The 17,332-nt window shown below is 42.0% G+C and carries 16 protein-coding genes; 12 read left to right on the top strand and 4 right to left on the bottom strand.

Going from position 1 to position 17,332, the window contains the following annotated elements:
* The first annotated feature begins 24 nt into the window (after positions 1–24).
* A complete protein-coding gene (locus ABXG83_RS03550; protein ID WP_353550111.1) occupies positions 25–414 on the top strand; it encodes a DUF1801 domain-containing protein in 390 nt (129 codons plus the stop codon).
* A gap of 288 nt (positions 415–702) precedes the next feature.
* Here ABXG83_RS03550 and ABXG83_RS03545 read toward each other — a convergent pair whose 3' ends face one another.
* The 3 genes from ABXG83_RS03545 to ABXG83_RS03535 all read right to left on the bottom strand — a co-directional run bounded on the left by ABXG83_RS03545 (position 703) and on the right by ABXG83_RS03535 (position 3,625).
* Positions 703–1,923, bottom strand: coding sequence for a cation:dicarboxylase symporter family transporter (locus ABXG83_RS03545; protein WP_353550110.1), 1,221 nt, complete (start codon positions 1,921–1,923; stop codon positions 703–705).
* Between the two features lie 180 nt (positions 1,924–2,103).
* Positions 2,104–2,505, bottom strand: a complete 402-nt coding sequence (locus tag ABXG83_RS03540) for a YciI family protein (protein ID WP_353550109.1) — start codon at positions 2,503–2,505, stop codon at positions 2,104–2,106.
* A gap of 181 nt (positions 2,506–2,686) precedes the next feature.
* Positions 2,687–3,625, bottom strand: coding sequence for a hypothetical protein (locus ABXG83_RS03535; RefSeq protein WP_353550108.1), 939 nt, complete (start codon positions 3,623–3,625; stop codon positions 2,687–2,689).
* 190 nt (positions 3,626–3,815) lie between these two features.
* Between ABXG83_RS03535 and ABXG83_RS03530 the strand changes: the two genes are divergently transcribed.
* The 6 genes from ABXG83_RS03530 to ABXG83_RS03505 all read left to right on the top strand — a co-directional run bounded on the left by ABXG83_RS03530 (position 3,816) and on the right by ABXG83_RS03505 (position 10,716).
* Positions 3,816–5,000 carry an acyl-CoA dehydrogenase family protein gene (locus tag ABXG83_RS03530; RefSeq protein ID WP_353550107.1) on the top strand — a complete coding sequence of 395 codons (1,185 nt, stop codon included), beginning with the start codon at positions 3,816–3,818 and terminating at the stop codon, positions 4,998–5,000.
* Between the two features lie 132 nt (positions 5,001–5,132).
* Entirely contained in the window at positions 5,133–5,639 is a 507-nt protein-coding gene (locus ABXG83_RS03525; RefSeq protein ID WP_353550106.1) for a shikimate kinase, read from the top strand.
* Positions 5,632–6,021, top strand: coding sequence for a DUF423 domain-containing protein (locus ABXG83_RS03520; RefSeq protein WP_353550105.1), 390 nt, complete (start codon positions 5,632–5,634; stop codon positions 6,019–6,021). Before ABXG83_RS03525 ends, ABXG83_RS03520 begins: the two co-directional genes overlap by 8 nt.
* A 93-nt stretch (positions 6,022–6,114) precedes the next feature.
* A complete protein-coding gene (locus ABXG83_RS03515) occupies positions 6,115–8,706 on the top strand; it encodes a DNA translocase FtsK (protein ID WP_353550104.1) in 2,592 nt (863 codons plus the stop codon).
* A 115-nt stretch (positions 8,707–8,821) separates the two neighbouring features.
* Positions 8,822–9,451 (top strand): outer membrane lipoprotein carrier protein LolA, encoded by a 630-nt coding sequence (locus ABXG83_RS03510; protein ID WP_353550103.1) that lies wholly within the window; start codon positions 8,822–8,824, stop codon positions 9,449–9,451.
* Positions 9,452–9,576: 125 nt separating this feature from the next.
* A complete protein-coding gene (locus ABXG83_RS03505) occupies positions 9,577–10,716 on the top strand; it encodes an alpha/beta hydrolase-fold protein (RefSeq protein WP_353550102.1) in 1,140 nt (379 codons plus the stop codon).
* Between the two features lie 81 nt (positions 10,717–10,797).
* On the opposite strand, the gene ABXG83_RS03500 is transcribed toward ABXG83_RS03505, so the two are convergent.
* A complete protein-coding gene (locus ABXG83_RS03500) occupies positions 10,798–11,700 on the bottom strand; it encodes a ribonuclease Z (RefSeq protein WP_353550101.1) in 903 nt (300 codons plus the stop codon).
* 262 nt (positions 11,701–11,962) lie between these two features.
* On the opposite strand from ABXG83_RS03500, the gene rpsO reads away from it, so the two are divergent.
* The 5 genes from rpsO (at position 11,963) to ABXG83_RS03475 (ending at position 17,100) form a co-directional block, all read left to right on the top strand.
* Positions 11,963–12,235 (top strand): 30S ribosomal protein S15, encoded by a 273-nt coding sequence (rpsO, locus tag ABXG83_RS03495; RefSeq protein ID WP_353550754.1) that lies wholly within the window; start codon positions 11,963–11,965, stop codon positions 12,233–12,235.
* 162 nt (positions 12,236–12,397) lie between these two features.
* Positions 12,398–14,563: a polyribonucleotide nucleotidyltransferase gene (gene pnp, locus ABXG83_RS03490; protein ID WP_353550100.1), complete on the top strand. Its 2,166-nt coding sequence runs from the start codon at positions 12,398–12,400 to the stop codon at positions 14,561–14,563.
* Between the two features lie 74 nt (positions 14,564–14,637).
* Positions 14,638–15,459, top strand: a complete 822-nt coding sequence (gene prmA / locus ABXG83_RS03485; RefSeq protein WP_353550099.1) for a 50S ribosomal protein L11 methyltransferase — start codon at positions 14,638–14,640, stop codon at positions 15,457–15,459.
* A 79-nt stretch (positions 15,460–15,538) separates the two neighbouring features.
* Positions 15,539–16,198 (top strand): glycerol-3-phosphate 1-O-acyltransferase PlsY, encoded by a 660-nt coding sequence (plsY, locus tag ABXG83_RS03480; protein WP_353550098.1) that lies wholly within the window; start codon positions 15,539–15,541, stop codon positions 16,196–16,198.
* Between the two features lie 95 nt (positions 16,199–16,293).
* A complete protein-coding gene (locus tag ABXG83_RS03475; protein WP_353550097.1) occupies positions 16,294–17,100 on the top strand; it encodes a M48 family metallopeptidase in 807 nt (268 codons plus the stop codon).
* Positions 17,101–17,332 lie beyond the last annotated feature (232 nt).

Below are 17,332 nucleotides of genomic sequence, written 5' to 3'. Positions count from 1 at the left end.
GTATCTTAAATGCAAAATACATCTATGCATCCCGATATCCATTCTTATAACCAACAACAGTTACCCGCTGAACAATCTATCTGTGAATTGCTAGCGAAAGAAATTGATGGCGTATTGAAAAAAGCAGAGAGTAAGATCTGGCATGCACATCCAGTTTGGTTCCTGGAGGGGAATCCGATTGTAGGGTATAGTAAATTGAAGGATGGGATACGCTTGTTGTTCTGGAGTGGACAATCATTCGATGAAGAGGGGTTGCAAAAAGAAGGGAAATTCAAAGCGGCAGAAAAAAGATATGCCACCGTGGCAGATATCAATACCAAAGACCTAAAGCGTTGGCTTAAAAAAGCAATCGATATTCAGTGGGATTATAAAAATCTGGTGAAGCGAAAAGGGGTATTAGAAAGACTATATTGACTCTTCGCTTTGATCAAAAGAATATCAGGTTATTATAAGGAATCATAGCATGCTAGTGGTGCATCTCCTTCGTCGCAGTTTCTGACTTCGTCAGAAAGCGACTCAGGGTGACAAGATGGGAACGTAAAGGAATAAGAGCGTAGGATAGGACGCAGATTTTTATGATTGATTATGATCGATTAGTAAAATCATAACCTATCATAAAAATCTGCGTACCATCCTTCGCGGTGCTCAGGATGACGGGGTAGTCTAATCAGACATTCTTTATCAGCAATCTGACATCTGTCATCAAACAATTTCCTCCACATATTCCTTCTCACTCTTCGCGATCACTAAGGTGGCTACACCATTGCCGATGATATTGGTGATGGCCCTTGCTTCGCTCATGAATTTGTCTACACCTAGTAGGAATGCAAGTCCTTCAAGTGGAATGGTTTTGATGGCCGCGAGAGTAGAAGCCAATACGATAAAGCCACTGCCTGTAACACCTGCCGCACCTTTTGAAGTGAGCATCAGTACCAGTAAGATGGTGAGTAATTCACCCGGACTTAAATGGATATTGTATAGTTGCGCCAGAAAAATAGCGGCCATGGATAAGTAAATGGAAGTGCCGTCCAGGTTAAAAGAATAGCCGGTGGGGATGACGAGTCCAACAACAGATTTACTGCATCCCATTTTTTCCATCTTGCGCATAATGGAAGGAAGTGCTGCTTCAGAAGAGGATGTTCCCAACACGATCAATAATTCTTCTTTGATGGATTTTAAAAAGGAAACGATGCTGAATCCATAATAACGCATGATACTTCCCAGAATAAAGAAGATGAAAAGAAACATGGTCAGGTATACACAGGCCATCAGTTTTCCCAATGGCACCAATGTTTGTAAACCAAATTTTCCGATCGTATATGCCATACCACCGAAAGCGCCGAGTGGTGCCAGGTACATGACATATTTCAATGCAAGGAAAACGTAGTGAGCTGCGCGCCCCAGCCAGTGAATGATCTTAAGACGGTGTTTGGAATAATTGAGAATGATACCTATGATAATCGCTACTGCCAGTACTTGTAAAGTGAGATTGGATTTGAAAAATGCTGTCCAGCTGAAACTACTCCCGGCTTGGTTGGTATACTTGCTTGCGTCCTGCAATTGTAATCCGGTTCTATCGATATTACCCGGCTGAACAATCAATGCCACAACGATACCAATACCCAATGCCAAAGTGGTGACGATCTCAAAATAGATCAATGATTTGATTCCGATGCGTCCTACTTTCTTCAGGTTACCAATACTACTAATACCGAGTACGATGGTTAAGAAAATGATCGGAGCGATGAATAGTTTGATGATGTCAACAAATGTCTTTCCAATCCATTCTGTCTTCATTGCTGTGGTCGGAAAGTAATGTCCAATCAGTATTCCGGTAATGATGGCGATCAACACATAAAATGTGAGATTGGTAAATAAACTATGTTGCCAGCTTTTCTTAATATAGGGTGATTGCTCGTTCAATTTTTTTGTTCTTGGCGATGAAGGTAAGGAAAGGAGTTGGGTGCTAGGTGCTAGGTGCTGGGTACTAGGTACTGGGTTTTTATGGGTGTTTGGAGAAAGTAAGTTGTTACATGGTAATTACCAATCCCCAATTCGCAATGCTTCCTTCATACCTTGCACCTAGTACCTAGTACCCAGTACCTAAGACTTTGGTTTACCCGGTACAAAGCTTCCGGTTGGTGCAGTGTACCAGGGTCTGATATCAGCGATCAATCTGCCTGCTGCAATCGCAGGATCTGTTTTTAATAAATTTTCTACTTCTTCCTTTGTAGCACAATCAAAAATGAAAATGCCTTGCCAATCTTTACCATCACCAAATGGACCGGCCACTTTCAATTTGCCATCGTAATACATTTTATCCATGTTGTCTAAATGTCCTCGCTGGATCTTTGCAGCGGTAGCGGAATCCTGGTTACGTACCGGACCTTTCAATAATAGCACAAACCAGTATTTTCTGATTTGCTCTTCAGGTTTTGGATTGTTTTGGGCGTTAGCGATACTGCATATAGCTGCCAGAAAAACAAGTAAGAGGACTTTTTTCATAAACGTAGATTTCTATTGTAAGATAAGAAATCTGTTTGTGATGGGTGCTGGGTACTGGGTGCTAGGTATTAGGTAATAGGTGATGGGTGACAGGGTTGGAGTGCTTTGAGTTCCATACTCACTCCTGATACCCAATACCCAGTACCTAGCACCTAGCACCCAGCACCTAATACCCCGCACCTCACATCAACCGTACCGAACCAAAATTACTTTTGATCTGGATGTTCATGCCTGCACCATTTCCGATCTTACCTACATAATGTCTGTTGGAACGGAAACTGATTCTTTGTCCGGGTGAACTGGGGTTTTCTTCTTCCAGTACAATATCTCCTTTACCTGTAGCGGTGGCATTGTTTGTAGTGATATCATAACTGATGCCATTGCCTTTTGGTAATAAGAGATACAGGCTTGTATGGTTGTTCTTCAAATCAATATTCTTCACACTGCCGTTGATCGGGAGATCAATACTGTTGCAAAAATTGATCGTGCCTTTTAAGTCGCCGGTCACTTCATCGATATCGATCTTTGTATGATTGAACGTTACTTCTGTATTACCCAATTTGGCAATTCTTGCCTTGCCAAAATTTACTTTTAATGATTTCAGGTTGGATAGATGTCCGGCCGTAAGTGTACCATGACTACTGGTGATATTTGCTTCACCACTGTAATCACCCAGTTCCATGGGGCCAAAGCTATTGCTGGCATTTAGTTTTGCTTTAGCAGGAACATATACCGTATAGTCGATATTCATTTTACTGCTTTGGTTGCTGCTCCATCCTTTTTTTTCATCGCCGATCTGTGTTTTGAAACGGATCTCCTCCGTTGTTTTTTCGTCTTTCACTTGAATGGCATCCAATAGACTGCTGGCAAAAGCTTCTTCCTGGGTGGAGACAACGATCTTGACATCTACTTTGATCTCATTTTTATCCCAGGTTTTGATCTCCATTTTTCCGAATTGATTGCTCAGTGAAATGGTTTCATTTCCAATAGGATAGGATTTGCTGTAATCCTTTTGTTTGGTTACGGCCCATTTATAATTATCCTGAGCTTGTGTGGAGTTGTTGTTGATCAGGACTGTGAAAATGATCATGCACAGTGCCGAACGGAATGATGATTTCATACTGCGGGTTGTTTTTTCAGGAATAAGAGTAGGATCCCCGAAAAAGGTTGGAAATAGTGGCTTTCTGTGAATGTTAAAAACTTGAAAACAAATAAAAGTGCCACAAAAACGGACTTAGAAGGCACATCCCTGTAAATTTGCCGCGTTAACAGGCGACCGAACCTAACGAACGAAATAAAAATTACAACACATGGCTGCCAGAACCGATCTATTCCAATCGCCCGATTATTATCAATTGGATGAATTATTATCAGAAGAGCATAAACTTATCCGTGAATCTGTTCGGAATTATGTGAAGAAGGAAATATCTCCGATCATCGAAGACTATGCGCAACGTGCAGAATTCCCGGAACATATCGTGAAGCAATTGGGTGAACTGGGATGTTTTGGTCCAACAGTACCTGTTGAATATGGCGGTGGTGGATTGGATTATATCAGTTATGGTTTGATGATGCAGGAATTGGAGCGTGGTGATAGTGGTGTTCGCAGTACAGCCAGCGTACAGGGAAGTCTGGTGATGTTTCCGATCTATGCATATGGTAATGAAGCGCAGCGTCATAAATATTTACCTAAACTGGCGAGTGGTGAGTGGTTGGGTTGTTTTGGTTTAACAGAGCCTGATCATGGAAGTAATCCGGCGGGCATGTTGACCAATATCAAAGATGCAGGCGATCATGTGATCCTGAATGGTGCCAAGATGTGGATCAGTAATGCACCTTTTGCGCAAGTGGCGGTGGTATGGGCAAAAAATGAAGAGGGGGATATTCAAGGTGTGATCGTTGAGCGTGGAATGGAAGGCTTCAGTACACCTACTACACATGGTAAATGGAGTTTGCGCGCTTCTGCTACCGGAGAGCTGGTGTTTGACAATGTAAAAGTTCCGAAAGAAAATATTCTACCCAATGTCAAAGGATTAAAAGGTCCATTGGGCTGTTTAACCAAAGCCCGTTATGGTATTGCATGGGGAGCATTGGGAGCTGCGATGGATTGTTATGATACCGCCTTGCGTTACAGCAAAGAAAGAGTGCAGTTCGATCGTCCGATCGGCGGTTTCCAGTTACAGCAAAAGAAATTGGCAGAAATGGTGACAGAGATCACCAAAGCGCAGTTAATGGTATGGCGATTGGGGGTATTGATGAATGAAGGGAAAGCCACTCCACAACAGGTAAGTATGGCCAAAAGAAATAGTTGTGAGATCGCAACCAATATCGCCAGAGATGCACGTCAGATGTTAGGTGGAATGGGCATCACCGGCGAATACAGTATCATGCGTCACATGATGAATCTAGAAAGTGTCATCACCTACGAAGGCACCCACGACATCCATTTGCTGATCACAGGGATGGATGTTACGGGGTTGAATGCGTTTAAATAGTGAATTGTGAATTGTCAATTGTGAATAAATAGCAGAATGCTAATCATCGGTATTGGGTTCTTATTTACCATTCTCAATTGACAATTGACAATTCCCCATTGACAATTCACAATTGACAATTCACCATTCACAATGAAAATATTCCTCATAGGTATGATGGGCTCCGGTAAGTCTTTTTGGAGCAAGCATTTGGCGAAGAAGCTGAAGACGGGAGGCTATGATCTTGATTTCTTGATCGAATCTCATGAAGAAAAAACCATCCCTGAAATATTTGCTGAGGATGGGGAAGATTATTTCAGAAAATCAGAGGGTAAGATCTTGCGTTGGTTCAAAGAAAAGAAAACCTTTGTTCTCGCCACAGGCGGTGGAACGCCCTGTTTTGATGATAATATGGATTGGATGAATCAACACGGCATCACGATATGGTTGGATGAACCGGTTACAACATTGGTGGAAAGATTATTGCCGGAAAAAGAACATCGTCCATTGATCCGTTCTTTATCGGAACCCGAATTGGTGCAATTCCTTACCCATAAATTAAAAGAGCGGGAGCCTTTTTATACAAAAGCCAAACATCGATTGACCGGTAAGGAGATCAACGATCTTTCATTCAAAAAAATCATTCAACAATATGCATAAAGGATATTTGGTCATCGCATCATTTTTAGGGGCATTCTCAGTGGTACTGGGTGCTTTTGGTGCACATGGCTTAAAGAAAATTGTATCTGCTGAAGCGCTCGTTACTTATGAAACAGCTGTACGTTATCAATTCTATCATGTATTTGCTTTGGCATTGACGGGACTGGTATTCGCATCCGGACAACCCTCTTTCATGAAAGCCGCGGGTGTGTTGTTTATGGTGGGCATGTTGTTGTTCAGCGGATCGCTCTATCTCCTCACGTATAAATCAGCAGCCCAAATACAGGGACTATCATGGGTTGGCCCTGTAACACCACTTGGCGGAACATTGCTGGTGGCAGGGTGGATCTGTCTGGCATTGGGTATCAGCAAAGGTGCCTGATGAAAAGTGGAAAACTCTGGGGCTGTATACCAGTTTTGCACATAGGTGGGTAGTAAGGTTGGGTAGGCATTGCCTTGACTTATATTTGTTTTCATGGCAAACCGCTTGAAGAAAAAAACACCACCGCCTCCTAATCCGGAAGAACTAACACCTGATAAAGAGCCTGAAGTCACGGTTACGGAAGTCGTGAAAGATGAACGTACTACCAAGATCATTGGTGCTTCCAGTTTATTGTTGACCATCTTCTTGTTCGTAGCCTTCACATCCTATTTATTTACCTGGCAGGAAGATCAGGATAAAGTGCATCAATTCGGTATTCGGATCTTTGCTACCGATGATGTGAAAGTGAATAACCTGCTCGGAGTTTTGGGAGCTTATGTAGCACATACACTTTTCTATAAAGGTTTTGGACTTGCTTCTTATCTGTTCTGTACTTTCTTTTTTGTACTCGGTGTGAATTTATTGTTCGGTAAGAAATTATTCAGCCTTGTGCGTAACCTCCGTTATGTGATCGTAGGATTGGTGGTACTGAGCATGGCATTTGCATTTGTATCACGTGCCAGTGCTTTTTCATGGGGTGGAGGTGTTGGGGAGTTACTCAATGCGTGGTTTGTAAAATGGATCGGTAATGTAGGAACAGGGGCATTATTGTTTTTATCTGTATTCAGTTATGTGATCTGGCGTTTCAATCCCACTTTCAAATGGCCGGAATGGAATTTTTCATCTCCGACAGTCAATAAATCTCATGAAGATGATTTCAAATTATCAATCGATGATGAAATAGCTGTGAAGCAAGAGTGGGATGAAACAGGTGCGATACAGGATGAGCCGGAAGAAGCTTTACCGGTAAGTCAAAATAAACTCAAATCAGATGCAGCAGGTGTAGTGGTCATCATGCCCAAAGAAGAGGAAGCAGTAGAGGATCCGCTGAATGAATTTGATGTAGTAGAGAAAGGAGAAGAGGAAGAGGAAATCGAAGAGGAAGAGGAGGAAGAAGAAGAAGATACCATTGTTGACATGGAAGAGGAAGTGATCACAAAGCCTGAACCACTGATCAATGTGATTCCTCCTAAAAAAGTAAATGTAGATACTGAAGGACTCGAACTGGAGATCAAAGAAACACCTGAGGAAGAAGAAGAGTTAGAAGTGGCGCCGGTTGCAACACCCGGTAAGTTGAATACCAAATACGATGCAACACTGGATCTAAAAGATTACAAATATCCGGGATTGGATCTACTAGAGACCCATGGTAGTGAGAAGATCGTTCATGACCCAACAGAACTGGAAACCAATAAAAACCAGATCATTGCTACACTCAAAAACTACGATATCGCGATCCAGCGTATTGCAGCAACTGTGGGTCCTACCGTTACCTTATACGAAATAGTACCAGCACCGGGTGTGCGTATCAGTCGGATCAAAAACCTGGAAGATGATATTGCATTGAGTCTTGCAGCCCTTGGTATTCGTATCATTGCGCCCATTCCGGGTAAGGGTACCATTGGTATCGAAGTACCGAATGTGAGAAAGACGGTTGTGAGTATGAAAACATTGTTGGCGAGTGACAAATTCCAAAACAGTGCTTTTTCATTACCGATCGCCATTGGTAAAAAGATCGATAATGAGAATTTCATCGTGGATCTGGCCAGTATGCCTCACTTATTGATGGCGGGTGCGACCGGACAAGGTAAGTCTGTTGGATTGAATGCGATCCTTGTTTCTTTATTGTATAAAAAGCATCCATCACAACTCAAATTCGTTCTTGTAGATCCCAAAAAAGTAGAACTGAGTTTGTACCGTGTCATTGAAAAACATTTTCTGGCAAAATTGCCGGGCGAAGAAGAGTCGATCATTACAGATACCAAAAAAGTGGTGCATACACTGAATGCATTGTGTATCGAAATGGATAATCGATATGATCTGTTGAAAGAAGCAGGATGTAGAAATATTCGTGAGTACAATGAGAAGTTCACGGCCCGAAAACTGAATCCTGAAAAAGGACATCAATATCTGCCATTCATCGTATTGGTAGTGGATGAGTTTGCAGATCTGATCATGACAGCGGGTAAGGAAGTAGAAATGCCGATCGCCCGATTAGCACAGCTGGCACGAGCCATCGGTATCCACTTGATCATTGCGACGCAGCGTCCGTCGGTGAATATCATCACCGGTACCATCAAAGCGAATTTCCCTGCACGTATTGCATTCAAGGTTTCCAGTAAGATCGATAGTAGAACCATTCTGGATGCAGGTGGTGCAGAACAACTGATCGGAAAAGGGGATATGTTGGTGAGTTACAATGGTGAGATCACCCGTTTACAATGTGCGTTTGTAGATACGCCTGAAGTAGAGAATGTTTGTGAATTCATTGGTGATCAGCGTGGCTATCCGCAAGCATTCCTGTTACCGGAATATGTGGATGAGAAGGAGATGGAAGGCAAGGATTTTGATGCGAGTGAAAGAGATCCACTGTTTGAAGATGCAGCCCGACTCATTGTGCAAAGTCAGATGGGCTCTACCTCTTTGATACAAAGAAGAATGAAACTCGGCTATAACCGTGCAGGCCGATTGATGGATCAATTGGAAGCTGCCGGTGTTGTTGGACCTAATCAAGGTAGTAAAGCCCGAGAAGTATTATTCAAAACAGATATGGAGCTTCAGGAATTCCTGGATACTATGTCATAATTCTGCCATTTCACCGATTTATTATAGCATCTTAACCTCTTGCCTGTAAACTAATTGGCATGCTTTCTGTCATACAAGGCAGTAAAACTTATATTTGCGCCCTCAAATGAAACGAATGAAGAAATTATACGCGATTGTATTGCTGCCATTGGCTATGATGTTACAGGTTCAGGCCCAGAATGATCCCAATGCAAAAAAGATACTCGATGCGGTGAGCAATACCGTAAAAACCTATAAAACCATTTCAGCAGGATTTACCATTACTTCCGTTACCAGTAAAGGAAAAAATAATGGCACGAAGAAAGGTACCATTGTTACCAAAGGATCCAAATACGTGTTGAAAGAAGGTAAGAATGAGATTTTATGTGATGGTGCTAAAATTTACAACTATGATGGCGCCAAGACCATCACGGTTTCTAATGTGGAAGAGGGTGGACAAACATTGAGTCCACAAAAGATCCTGTCCGGTGCTTACGATAAAGACTTCACATATAAGCTGATCGCTACAAAAGGTAATTTTCATGAGATCGAAATGAAGCCGCTGGATAACAGAAAGAATTTTTCCAAAGTGAACGTATTTGTAGACAAGACAAAGAATATGATTGCCCGTGCAGTTATCTTGGATAAAGGAAATAATACTGTTCAGGTAAGTTTTACCAATATTGTTCCAAATAAAGCGGTGGCTGATAATGTATTCGTGTTCAGTGCAGCTAAATACCCTAAGGATGTAGAAATACTAGATTAAACCTTCGGTGGTGACTGAAATAAGCCACAGATGCACAGATTAGTTTAAAATAATCTGTGCATCTGTGGCTTATTTTTTAACTATTTCGATCTGATATACACACAAGAGTTTTGTATTTTCAAAACATGAAGCAACTGATTTTATTATTCGCTGTTCTCTTCGCAATGGAATCAAAAGCACAGTTCACGGTTCGTTTGATTGTGAATTCCGTTGCTACTAAAGAGAATGATGATATTTATGTCGCAGGCAATTTCAACAATTGGAATCCTAAAGATGAAAACTATAAGCTCAAACCTTTTGGAGGCTCCAGAAAAAGTGTGGTTTTGCGTGGGATGGCTGCCGGTACATATGCATTCAAATTTACACGCGGCGGATTCGATAAAGTAGAAACCACTGCTGATGGTAGAGATATTGCTGATCGTGTATTGGAAGTCAGTGACGACTTAACGCAGGAATTTTCCATACCGGGTTGGAAAGATGAATATCCGGAAAAACCCAAACGATATACTGCGAGTCCGCAAGTACGTATCATCGATACTGCTTTTAAAATTCCACAACTCAATCGCACACGGAGGATCTGGGTGTATTTACCCAAAGGGTATGCAACATCCAATAAAACTTATCCGGTGATCTATATGCAAGACGGACAAAACCTGTTCAATGAACAAACCGCTTTTATGGGTGAATGGGGAGTGGATGAATGTTTGGATACTTTGCAGCAGCAGTTAAAGAAAGAAGCTATCATCGTGGGTATTGATAATGGGGGAGAGAAAAGAATGCAGGAATACAATCCTTTTGATCACCCTCAATACGGTAAAGGCGAAGGAAAAGTATATGCAGAGTTCCTGGCAAAAACTTTAAAGCCTTACATCGATGCCAAGTACAGGACATACAAGTCGGCGGAGAATAATTATGTGGTGGGTAGTAGTATGGGTGGACTGATCAGTTTATATACCGTGTTGCAATATCCGGATGTGTTTGGCGCCGCGGGTGTTTTTTCTCCTTCTTTATGGATATCGAAAGACATTTATACACTCGCTGAAAATTTTAGTACACCGGGTATGCCTGCTTTTTATTTTTATACCGGTAGCAAAGAAGGCGGATCATCAGTGACCGATCTTCAAAAGATGAGTGATATCCTGCAGAAAAAACAACGTTATATCATTCGAACCGTTGTTAATCCGCTTGGACAACACAACGAAACATACTGGCGGCAAGAGTTTCGTGATTTTTATAAATGGATAGTTTCTATTGGAAGCCATTAATAGGCCGCAGATTTTTATGATCGGTTATGATCATAATCAATCATAAAAATCTGCGGTACATACTACGATTGAATGAAAAGTTTAAATCAAATAAGTCGTTCCTTCGATTGCGAGTTGTGTATTCGGAAATACAGATTGTGCTTCAGTGAGAAAGTCATCCAGTAGTTCATATTTGCTGCTGAAATGTCCGATCAATAATTTCTGGACCTCTGCTTGTTGTGCAATAGCAGCTGCTTGGATCGTAGTAGAATGGTATCGTGCTGCAGCTCTTTCTTCCAGGTCTTTCAAGTAAGTGGCTTCATGGTATAACACTGTGACGCCTTTTGTTTTTTCTGCGATTTGCGGATCATAGATCGTGTCTGCAGAGAATGCATAACTTCTGCCGGGTGTATTGGGAAAAGTGACCCATTCATTTTTGATGATCTTTCCATCTCTGGTTTCATAATCATCTCCGTTTTTCAAACGCTCATAATACACGGATGGAATTTCATAAGCTATTGCAGCATCTTTATTGATCTTTCTGGCTTTCTTCTTTTCACGAATAATAAAACCAAAGCAGGGGATGCGATGTTGGGTTTTGAAACATTCAACCGAAAACTTTGGATGATCAAGGATCAACCCTTCTTCTTCCAAACCATAAAAATGTAATGCATAGGGAAGGGTGGTGGCTGCCACATCCAATTGTAGTTGTATGATGTCCTTTAATTGAGGTGGTCCGTACACATGCAGATCTTGCTCACGGCCTAAGAGTCCCATACTCGTCAGTAGTCCGATCAGCCCAAAATAATGATCTCCATGGAGGTGTGAGATGAAAATATGGTTGATGCGGCCACGACGAACTTTGTATTTGGCGAGTTGCATTTGAGTGCCTTCTCCACAGTCGATCAGGAATAACTGTTCATTCAGGGTAATGGCCTGAGCAGTAGGATGCCTGTCATAGGCCGGTAGGGCAGAATTATTCCCAAGAATCGTGACTCCAAACATGAAAAAGACTTTGCTAGTACAACAAAATAAAAGATATTCTGTTGTAAATCAATAAATTAGTTACAATTTCCCCTGAAAGGGGGAGTTGGCAAACAACATTTTTCAGCCGATGAACAGTTACGGGGAGGATCCTGTGTACGCCGGACGACAAATCGGGTTAAAAATCAGGATTTAAAATTATCAAAATTCCATGATATTAACTACCTTTGCAGCCGATAAAAATAAAGAGGAAAACATTCCGGAGTCTATTAAACATTTTCAGATGTCTCATTTAACAACAGAAAAAAAAGCCAGCATTTTTGCTGAATTCGGTGGTAAAGCCACTAACACGGGTTCAATTGAAGGTCAGGTAGCATTGCTGACTGAGCGTATTGCCCACATTTCTAAGCACTTACAAGCCAACAAAAAAGATTATTCCACTCACCGTGGTTTGATGCAGATGGTAGGTCAGCGTAAGCGTTTGTTGACTTATATGCAGAAGAATAACCTGCAGGGCTATCGTGCACTCATCGAGAAACTGGGTCTGAGAAAATAATTTTTCAGTCTATGATACATGCTATTCCCAACTGATATTATTAACGGTTGGGAATAGTTATTTGTGTCTATACCTGTTTTTCGGTAAAATCCCTTTTAACCAAGATCCTTTCAGCACGATTTCCCGCCTTGTGTCTGATCGAGGTCTTCACAAATTTTGTTTATGTTATCACAACCATTAAGTGTAAGTTTCGATATCGGTGGTAACCGTATCGTTACCATAGAAACCGGTAAGTTGGCCCGTCAGGCTGATGGAGCCGTAACTGTTCGTCAGGGTAATTGCGTATTGCTTGCAACAGTTGTTGCCAATAAAGAACCTAAAGAAGGACAAGACTTCTTCCCATTGAGTGTAGACTATCAGGAGAAATTTGCTTCTGCCGGTCGTATCCCTGGTTCATTCTTCAAGCGTGAAGCACGTTTGAATGATTATGAGATCCTGACCAGCCGATTGATCGATCGTGCTTTGCGTCCATTGTTTCCTGAAGATTATCTCTGTGATGTACAGGTATTGGTGAGTTTGATCTCCAGCGATGATGAAGTAATGCCTGATTCACTTGCTTGTTTAGCAGCATCAGCGGCATTGGCTGTTTCTGATATTCCTATCAAAGAGATCATCAGTGAAGTTCGTGTTGGACGTATCAATGGTGAATATATCATCAACCCAACCCGTTCAGAATTAGAGAAGTCTGAATTGGAATTCATCGTAGCGGCTACCGATAAGAACCTGATGATGGTGGAAGGTGAAGCAAAAGAGTGTTCTGAAGCAGATCTGATCAAAGTATTGGAAATGGCTCATGATGCCATTCGTGTTCATATCAAAGCACAAGCTGAATTACGTGCGAAGAAAGGTATCACTACCGTTCGCGATTACAAAAAGCCTGAGCAGAATGAAGAACTTCGTGAGAAAGTATATGCATTTGCTAAACAGCGTGTATATGAGATCTCTCGTAAAGGATCGGCCAAACATGAACGCAGCGATGCTTACAGTGCATTGAAAGATGAACTGATCGCTAGTCTGGGTGAAGAAGCAACTGATCTCGATAAAAAATTAGCAAAAAAATACTACGAAGACCTGAAGTGGGAAGTAGTGCGTAGCATGATCATCGATGATCGTTTCCGCTTGGATGGCCGTAAATTGGATGAAGTTCGTCCATTGGCAATGGAAGTAGATCCATTACCAACCCCACACGGTTCTGCATTGTTCACCCGTGGTGAAACGCAGTCTTTAACTACGGTTACTTTTGGTACAGCATTGGATGAATTGCTGGTAGAGAGTGCAGCGAAATCTGTAGAGTCTAAGTTTTTCTTACACTATAATTTCCCTCCATTCAGTACGGGTGAAGTGAAAATGATGCGTGGACAAAGCCGTCGTGAAGTTGGACATGGTAACCTGGCACAACGTTCATTGAAGCAGATGATGCCGGATACCAGTACGTATGCTTACACGGTTCGTGTGGTGAGTGATATTTTAGAAAGTAATGGTTCCTCTTCAATGGCTACAGTATGTGCCGGTTCATTGGCGCTGATGGATGCAGGTGTACCTGTTCCTAAACACGTGAGTGGTGTAGCAATGGGATTGATCACCCGTGAAGATGGTAAATATGCGATCTTGACCGATATCCTGGGTGATGAAGATCATCTGGGTGATATGGATTTCAAAGTAACCGGTACCCGTGATGGTATTTGTGGTGTGCAGATGGATATTAAAGTAGACGGATTGAGCATGGAAGTAATGCGTGAAGCATTGGAGCAAGCGAGAAAAGGACGTTTACATATCCTGGATGCGATGTATGAATGTATTCCGGCACATCGTCCGGATGTGAAGCCGCATGCACCGCGTATGGTGAAATTGGTGATAGACAAAGAATTCATCGGTGCGGTGATCGGACCGGGTGGTAAAGTGATCCAGGAGATCCAGCGTGAGACAGGCACTACCATCAATATCGAAGAAGTAGGTAATACCGGTGAGGTAAGTATCTTCTCTGCGAATAAAGAATCTGTAGAAAAAGCAGTTAGATGGGTACGTGGTATCACGGCAGTTCCTCAGATCGGAGAAGTATATGAAGGACCTGTAAAAGGGATCAAAGAATTCGGCGCTTTTGTAGAATTCATGCCGGGTAAACAAGGCTTGTTGCACATCAGTGAGATCAGCTGGAAACGTTTGGAAAGCATGGAAGGCTTATTCAATGAAGGTGATATGGTGAAAGTGAAATTGGTAGGACTTGATCCAAAGACCGGAAAGTTCAAATTGAGCCGTAAGGTATTGATGCCAAGACCAGAAGGGCAGAAGCCAAGAGAGGATCAGGCTGCTGAACCAAAAGGAGAATAATTCAAAAAAATCATATGGTCAAGAGGCATTCCCCAAAAAGAATGCCTCTTTTCTTTATTAAAAATGGAGCGGTTATGAGCGATAATGTATCTGTTGAAGTTGCCATTCAAGTAGCGGATCCTGCTATCCGAGAAGCGTTGATCGCAGCATTGTCTGCAAACGGATTTGATGGATTTGAGGAACTGGATGATGCTTTGAAAGCATATGCTCAGGAAGGAAATATTGATTGGAATAATATTGAATTAATATTGAATCAATATTCATTAACTTATTCAAAATCAATTATTGAAAAGCAAAATTGGAATGCACTTTGGGAATCCAACTTTGAGCCTGTTCAGGTAGCTGATTTTGTGGGAGTCAGGGCCGGGTTTCATCCGCCCATGACAGGTGTGCGGCATGAGATCATCATAACACCCAAGATGAGTTTCGGGACCGGTCACCACGGAACCACTTTTTCCGTCATGAAATTGATGGAATCCATTGATTTTCAAGGGAAGTCGGTCTTTGATTTTGGCACAGGTACGGGTATTCTGGCTATTCTGGCTGAGCGGTTAGGGGCTACTGAGATACTGGCCGTGGATAACGATCCCTGGTGTATTGAAAATGCTTCAGAAAATAGTTTAATTAATCAATGTAAAAACATTGGTATTCAACTATTTGATACTGCTAAAACAAATCAACAGTACGATATTGTGATAGCCAATATTAACAAGAATATCATACTTGATAACCTGAGCCTGTTGGGCAAAGCAGTGAAGCCGGGAGGTGATATCTTACTCAGTGGATTACTGGTGATGGACGAATCCGACATACTAACTGCTTGTAAAACATTGGGTTGGTCGCATCAGCAGACCCTCACCAAAGAGGGGTGGATAGCTTTACACCTGAAGAACTGATTTTCCCCATTCGGTCTGTTAAGAAATCATTATCTTCATTTTAGCTATATTTGTAGCTCCAAACTTCAACCACCCCCCGATGAACGAATTATTGCTCATTGTACTGGCATATTTAATTGGATCGGTTCCCACCGCTATTTGGGTCAGCAAACGTTTTTTTGGTATTGATATCAGAGATTACGGAAGCGGCAATGCAGGCGCTACGAACACTTTTCGTGTGTTAGGTTCTAAATGGGGCAGTTTCGTGATGATGGTAGATGTAATCAAAGGTGTGGTCGCTACTTCTCTGTATATCCTCCTTCCTTATTATTTAACCAATGAATGGGATAGAACCAATCTGATGATCGGATTGGGCCTTGCCTCTGTTTTAGGTCATATTTTCCCGATCTGGGCAAATTTCCGTGGAGGTAAAGGCGTGGCAACTTTGCTGGGTATGGCTGTGGCCATTCAACCTGTTGTAGCACTCTGTTGTATCGGCGTATTCCTGATCGTTCTTTACCTGACCCGTTTTGTTTCCTTAAGTTCTATTCTGGCAGGTATCTCTTTTATGGTTTTTATTCTATTCATCTTCAATGAAGAAGAAACCCTATATCGCATTTTCGCAGTTCTCGTTGCCTTGATGGTGGTATTGACCCATCAAAAGAATATTTCTCGTATCCTCAAAGGCACAGAAAGCAAAGTCCCCATCCTTCGCTACCGCGACAAACGTAGATTGAGAAGAGATCGGTTTAAGCAATAGTCCATAGTCGATAGTCCATGGACCATGGTCTATCAACTATGGTCTACCACTATCTTTGGCAAGATTTTTTCTTACTTATGACTAAATGATGTCCTATGCAGAAGTGTATCACATCGCTATTCGTTATGGCTTTGGTTTTCTCGGCTTGTCATCGTAATGCGATCACCGGTCGTAACCAATTGAATTTGATCCCCGAATCAGAAGTACAGGCGATGGCTTTTACGCAGTACAAAGAGTTTATGACTGCGAATCCTGCTGTGCCCCTGAATACCAATAAAGATGCAGTGATGGTGAAGAATGTAGGCGATCGCATCATCAGCGCCATCAAAAAATATTACACCGAAAAAGGACTTGAAAAAGAACTCGAAAATTTCCAGTGGGAAGTCAATCTGGTCAATAACAAAGAACCCAATGCCTGGTGTATGCCGGGTGGAAAAATTGTTGTGTATACCGGTATCCTTCCTTATACCTTGAATGAGGCGGGACTGGCAGTGGTGATGGGGCATGAAGTTGCGCATGCATTGGCCAGACATGGAAATGAGCGCATGAGTCAGGGTATGTTCCAGCAGTTAGGCGGGATGGCTTTGTCGGCAGCACTCGCTTCGAAACCTGCAGAGACGCAGAATTTGTTTATGATGTCCTATGGAATTGGGTCAAACGTAGGTGTGATGTTGCCTTTCAGTCGTAAAAATGAATTAGAAGCAGATAGATTAGGTCTCATGTTCTCCGCATTGGCAGGTTATGACCCTCGTGAGTCCATCGCTTTCTGGAAAAGAATGGCTGCAGCATCCGGAGGGAATAAACCACCCGAGTTCCTAAGCACACACCCGGCAGACGAGACACGTATAAACGAACTCCAAAAGATCATGGATCAGACAGTGATGCAATATTATCGGAAGTAGTGAATGGTGAATGGTCAATGATGAATTTAACATAGGTTACCTATTGACAATTCACCATTCACTTGACAATACGCACTCACATTGTAATTTTCAAATATATCTCAGTTAAATCAGCCTTTTTGTGTTAAAAAATAGGCGACAACACAAAATACCCGCCATTTGTTTGCGGAAAGCGGTAACATTTTTTTAACTTTGCACTTCTTTTGTTCATCCTCGTAAATTTCTCTTTAGG

The organism is Sediminibacterium sp. KACHI17, assembly GCF_040362915.1.
In the GTDB taxonomy this organism is placed as follows: domain Bacteria; phylum Bacteroidota; class Bacteroidia; order Chitinophagales; family Chitinophagaceae; genus Sediminibacterium.
This window is presented reverse-complemented; position numbering and strand designations above follow the sequence as displayed.

Bases quoted from the DNA above. Each gene is read 5' to 3' on its own strand.
- ABXG83_RS03550 (WP_353550111.1), top strand. From the start codon at position 25: ATGCATCCCGATATCCATTCTTATAACCAACAACAGTTACCCGCTGAA.
- ABXG83_RS03540 (WP_353550109.1), bottom strand. From the start codon at position 2,505: ATGAAAAAAGTCCTCTTACTTGTTTTTCTGGCAGCTATATGCAGTATC.
- ABXG83_RS03535 (WP_353550108.1), bottom strand. From the start codon at position 3,625: ATGAAATCATCATTCCGTTCGGCACTGTGCATGATCATTTTCACAGTC.
- ABXG83_RS03530 (WP_353550107.1), top strand. From the start codon at position 3,816: ATGGCTGCCAGAACCGATCTATTCCAATCGCCCGATTATTATCAATTG.
- ABXG83_RS03525 (WP_353550106.1), top strand. From the start codon at position 5,133: ATGAAAATATTCCTCATAGGTATGATGGGCTCCGGTAAGTCTTTTTGG.
- ABXG83_RS03520 (WP_353550105.1), top strand. From the start codon at position 5,632: ATGCATAAAGGATATTTGGTCATCGCATCATTTTTAGGGGCATTCTCA.
- ABXG83_RS03515 (WP_353550104.1), top strand. From the start codon at position 6,115: ATGGCAAACCGCTTGAAGAAAAAAACACCACCGCCTCCTAATCCGGAA.
- ABXG83_RS03510 (WP_353550103.1), top strand. From the start codon at position 8,822: ATGAAGAAATTATACGCGATTGTATTGCTGCCATTGGCTATGATGTTA.
- ABXG83_RS03505 (WP_353550102.1), top strand. From the start codon at position 9,577: ATGAAGCAACTGATTTTATTATTCGCTGTTCTCTTCGCAATGGAATCA.
- ABXG83_RS03500 (WP_353550101.1), bottom strand. From the start codon at position 11,700: ATGTTTGGAGTCACGATTCTTGGGAATAATTCTGCCCTACCGGCCTAT.
- rpsO (WP_353550754.1), top strand. From the start codon at position 11,963: ATGTCTCATTTAACAACAGAAAAAAAAGCCAGCATTTTTGCTGAATTC.
- pnp (WP_353550100.1), top strand. From the start codon at position 12,398: ATGTTATCACAACCATTAAGTGTAAGTTTCGATATCGGTGGTAACCGT.
- prmA (WP_353550099.1), top strand. From the start codon at position 14,638: ATGAGCGATAATGTATCTGTTGAAGTTGCCATTCAAGTAGCGGATCCT.
- plsY (WP_353550098.1), top strand. From the start codon at position 15,539: ATGAACGAATTATTGCTCATTGTACTGGCATATTTAATTGGATCGGTT.
- ABXG83_RS03475 (WP_353550097.1), top strand. From the start codon at position 16,294: ATGCAGAAGTGTATCACATCGCTATTCGTTATGGCTTTGGTTTTCTCG.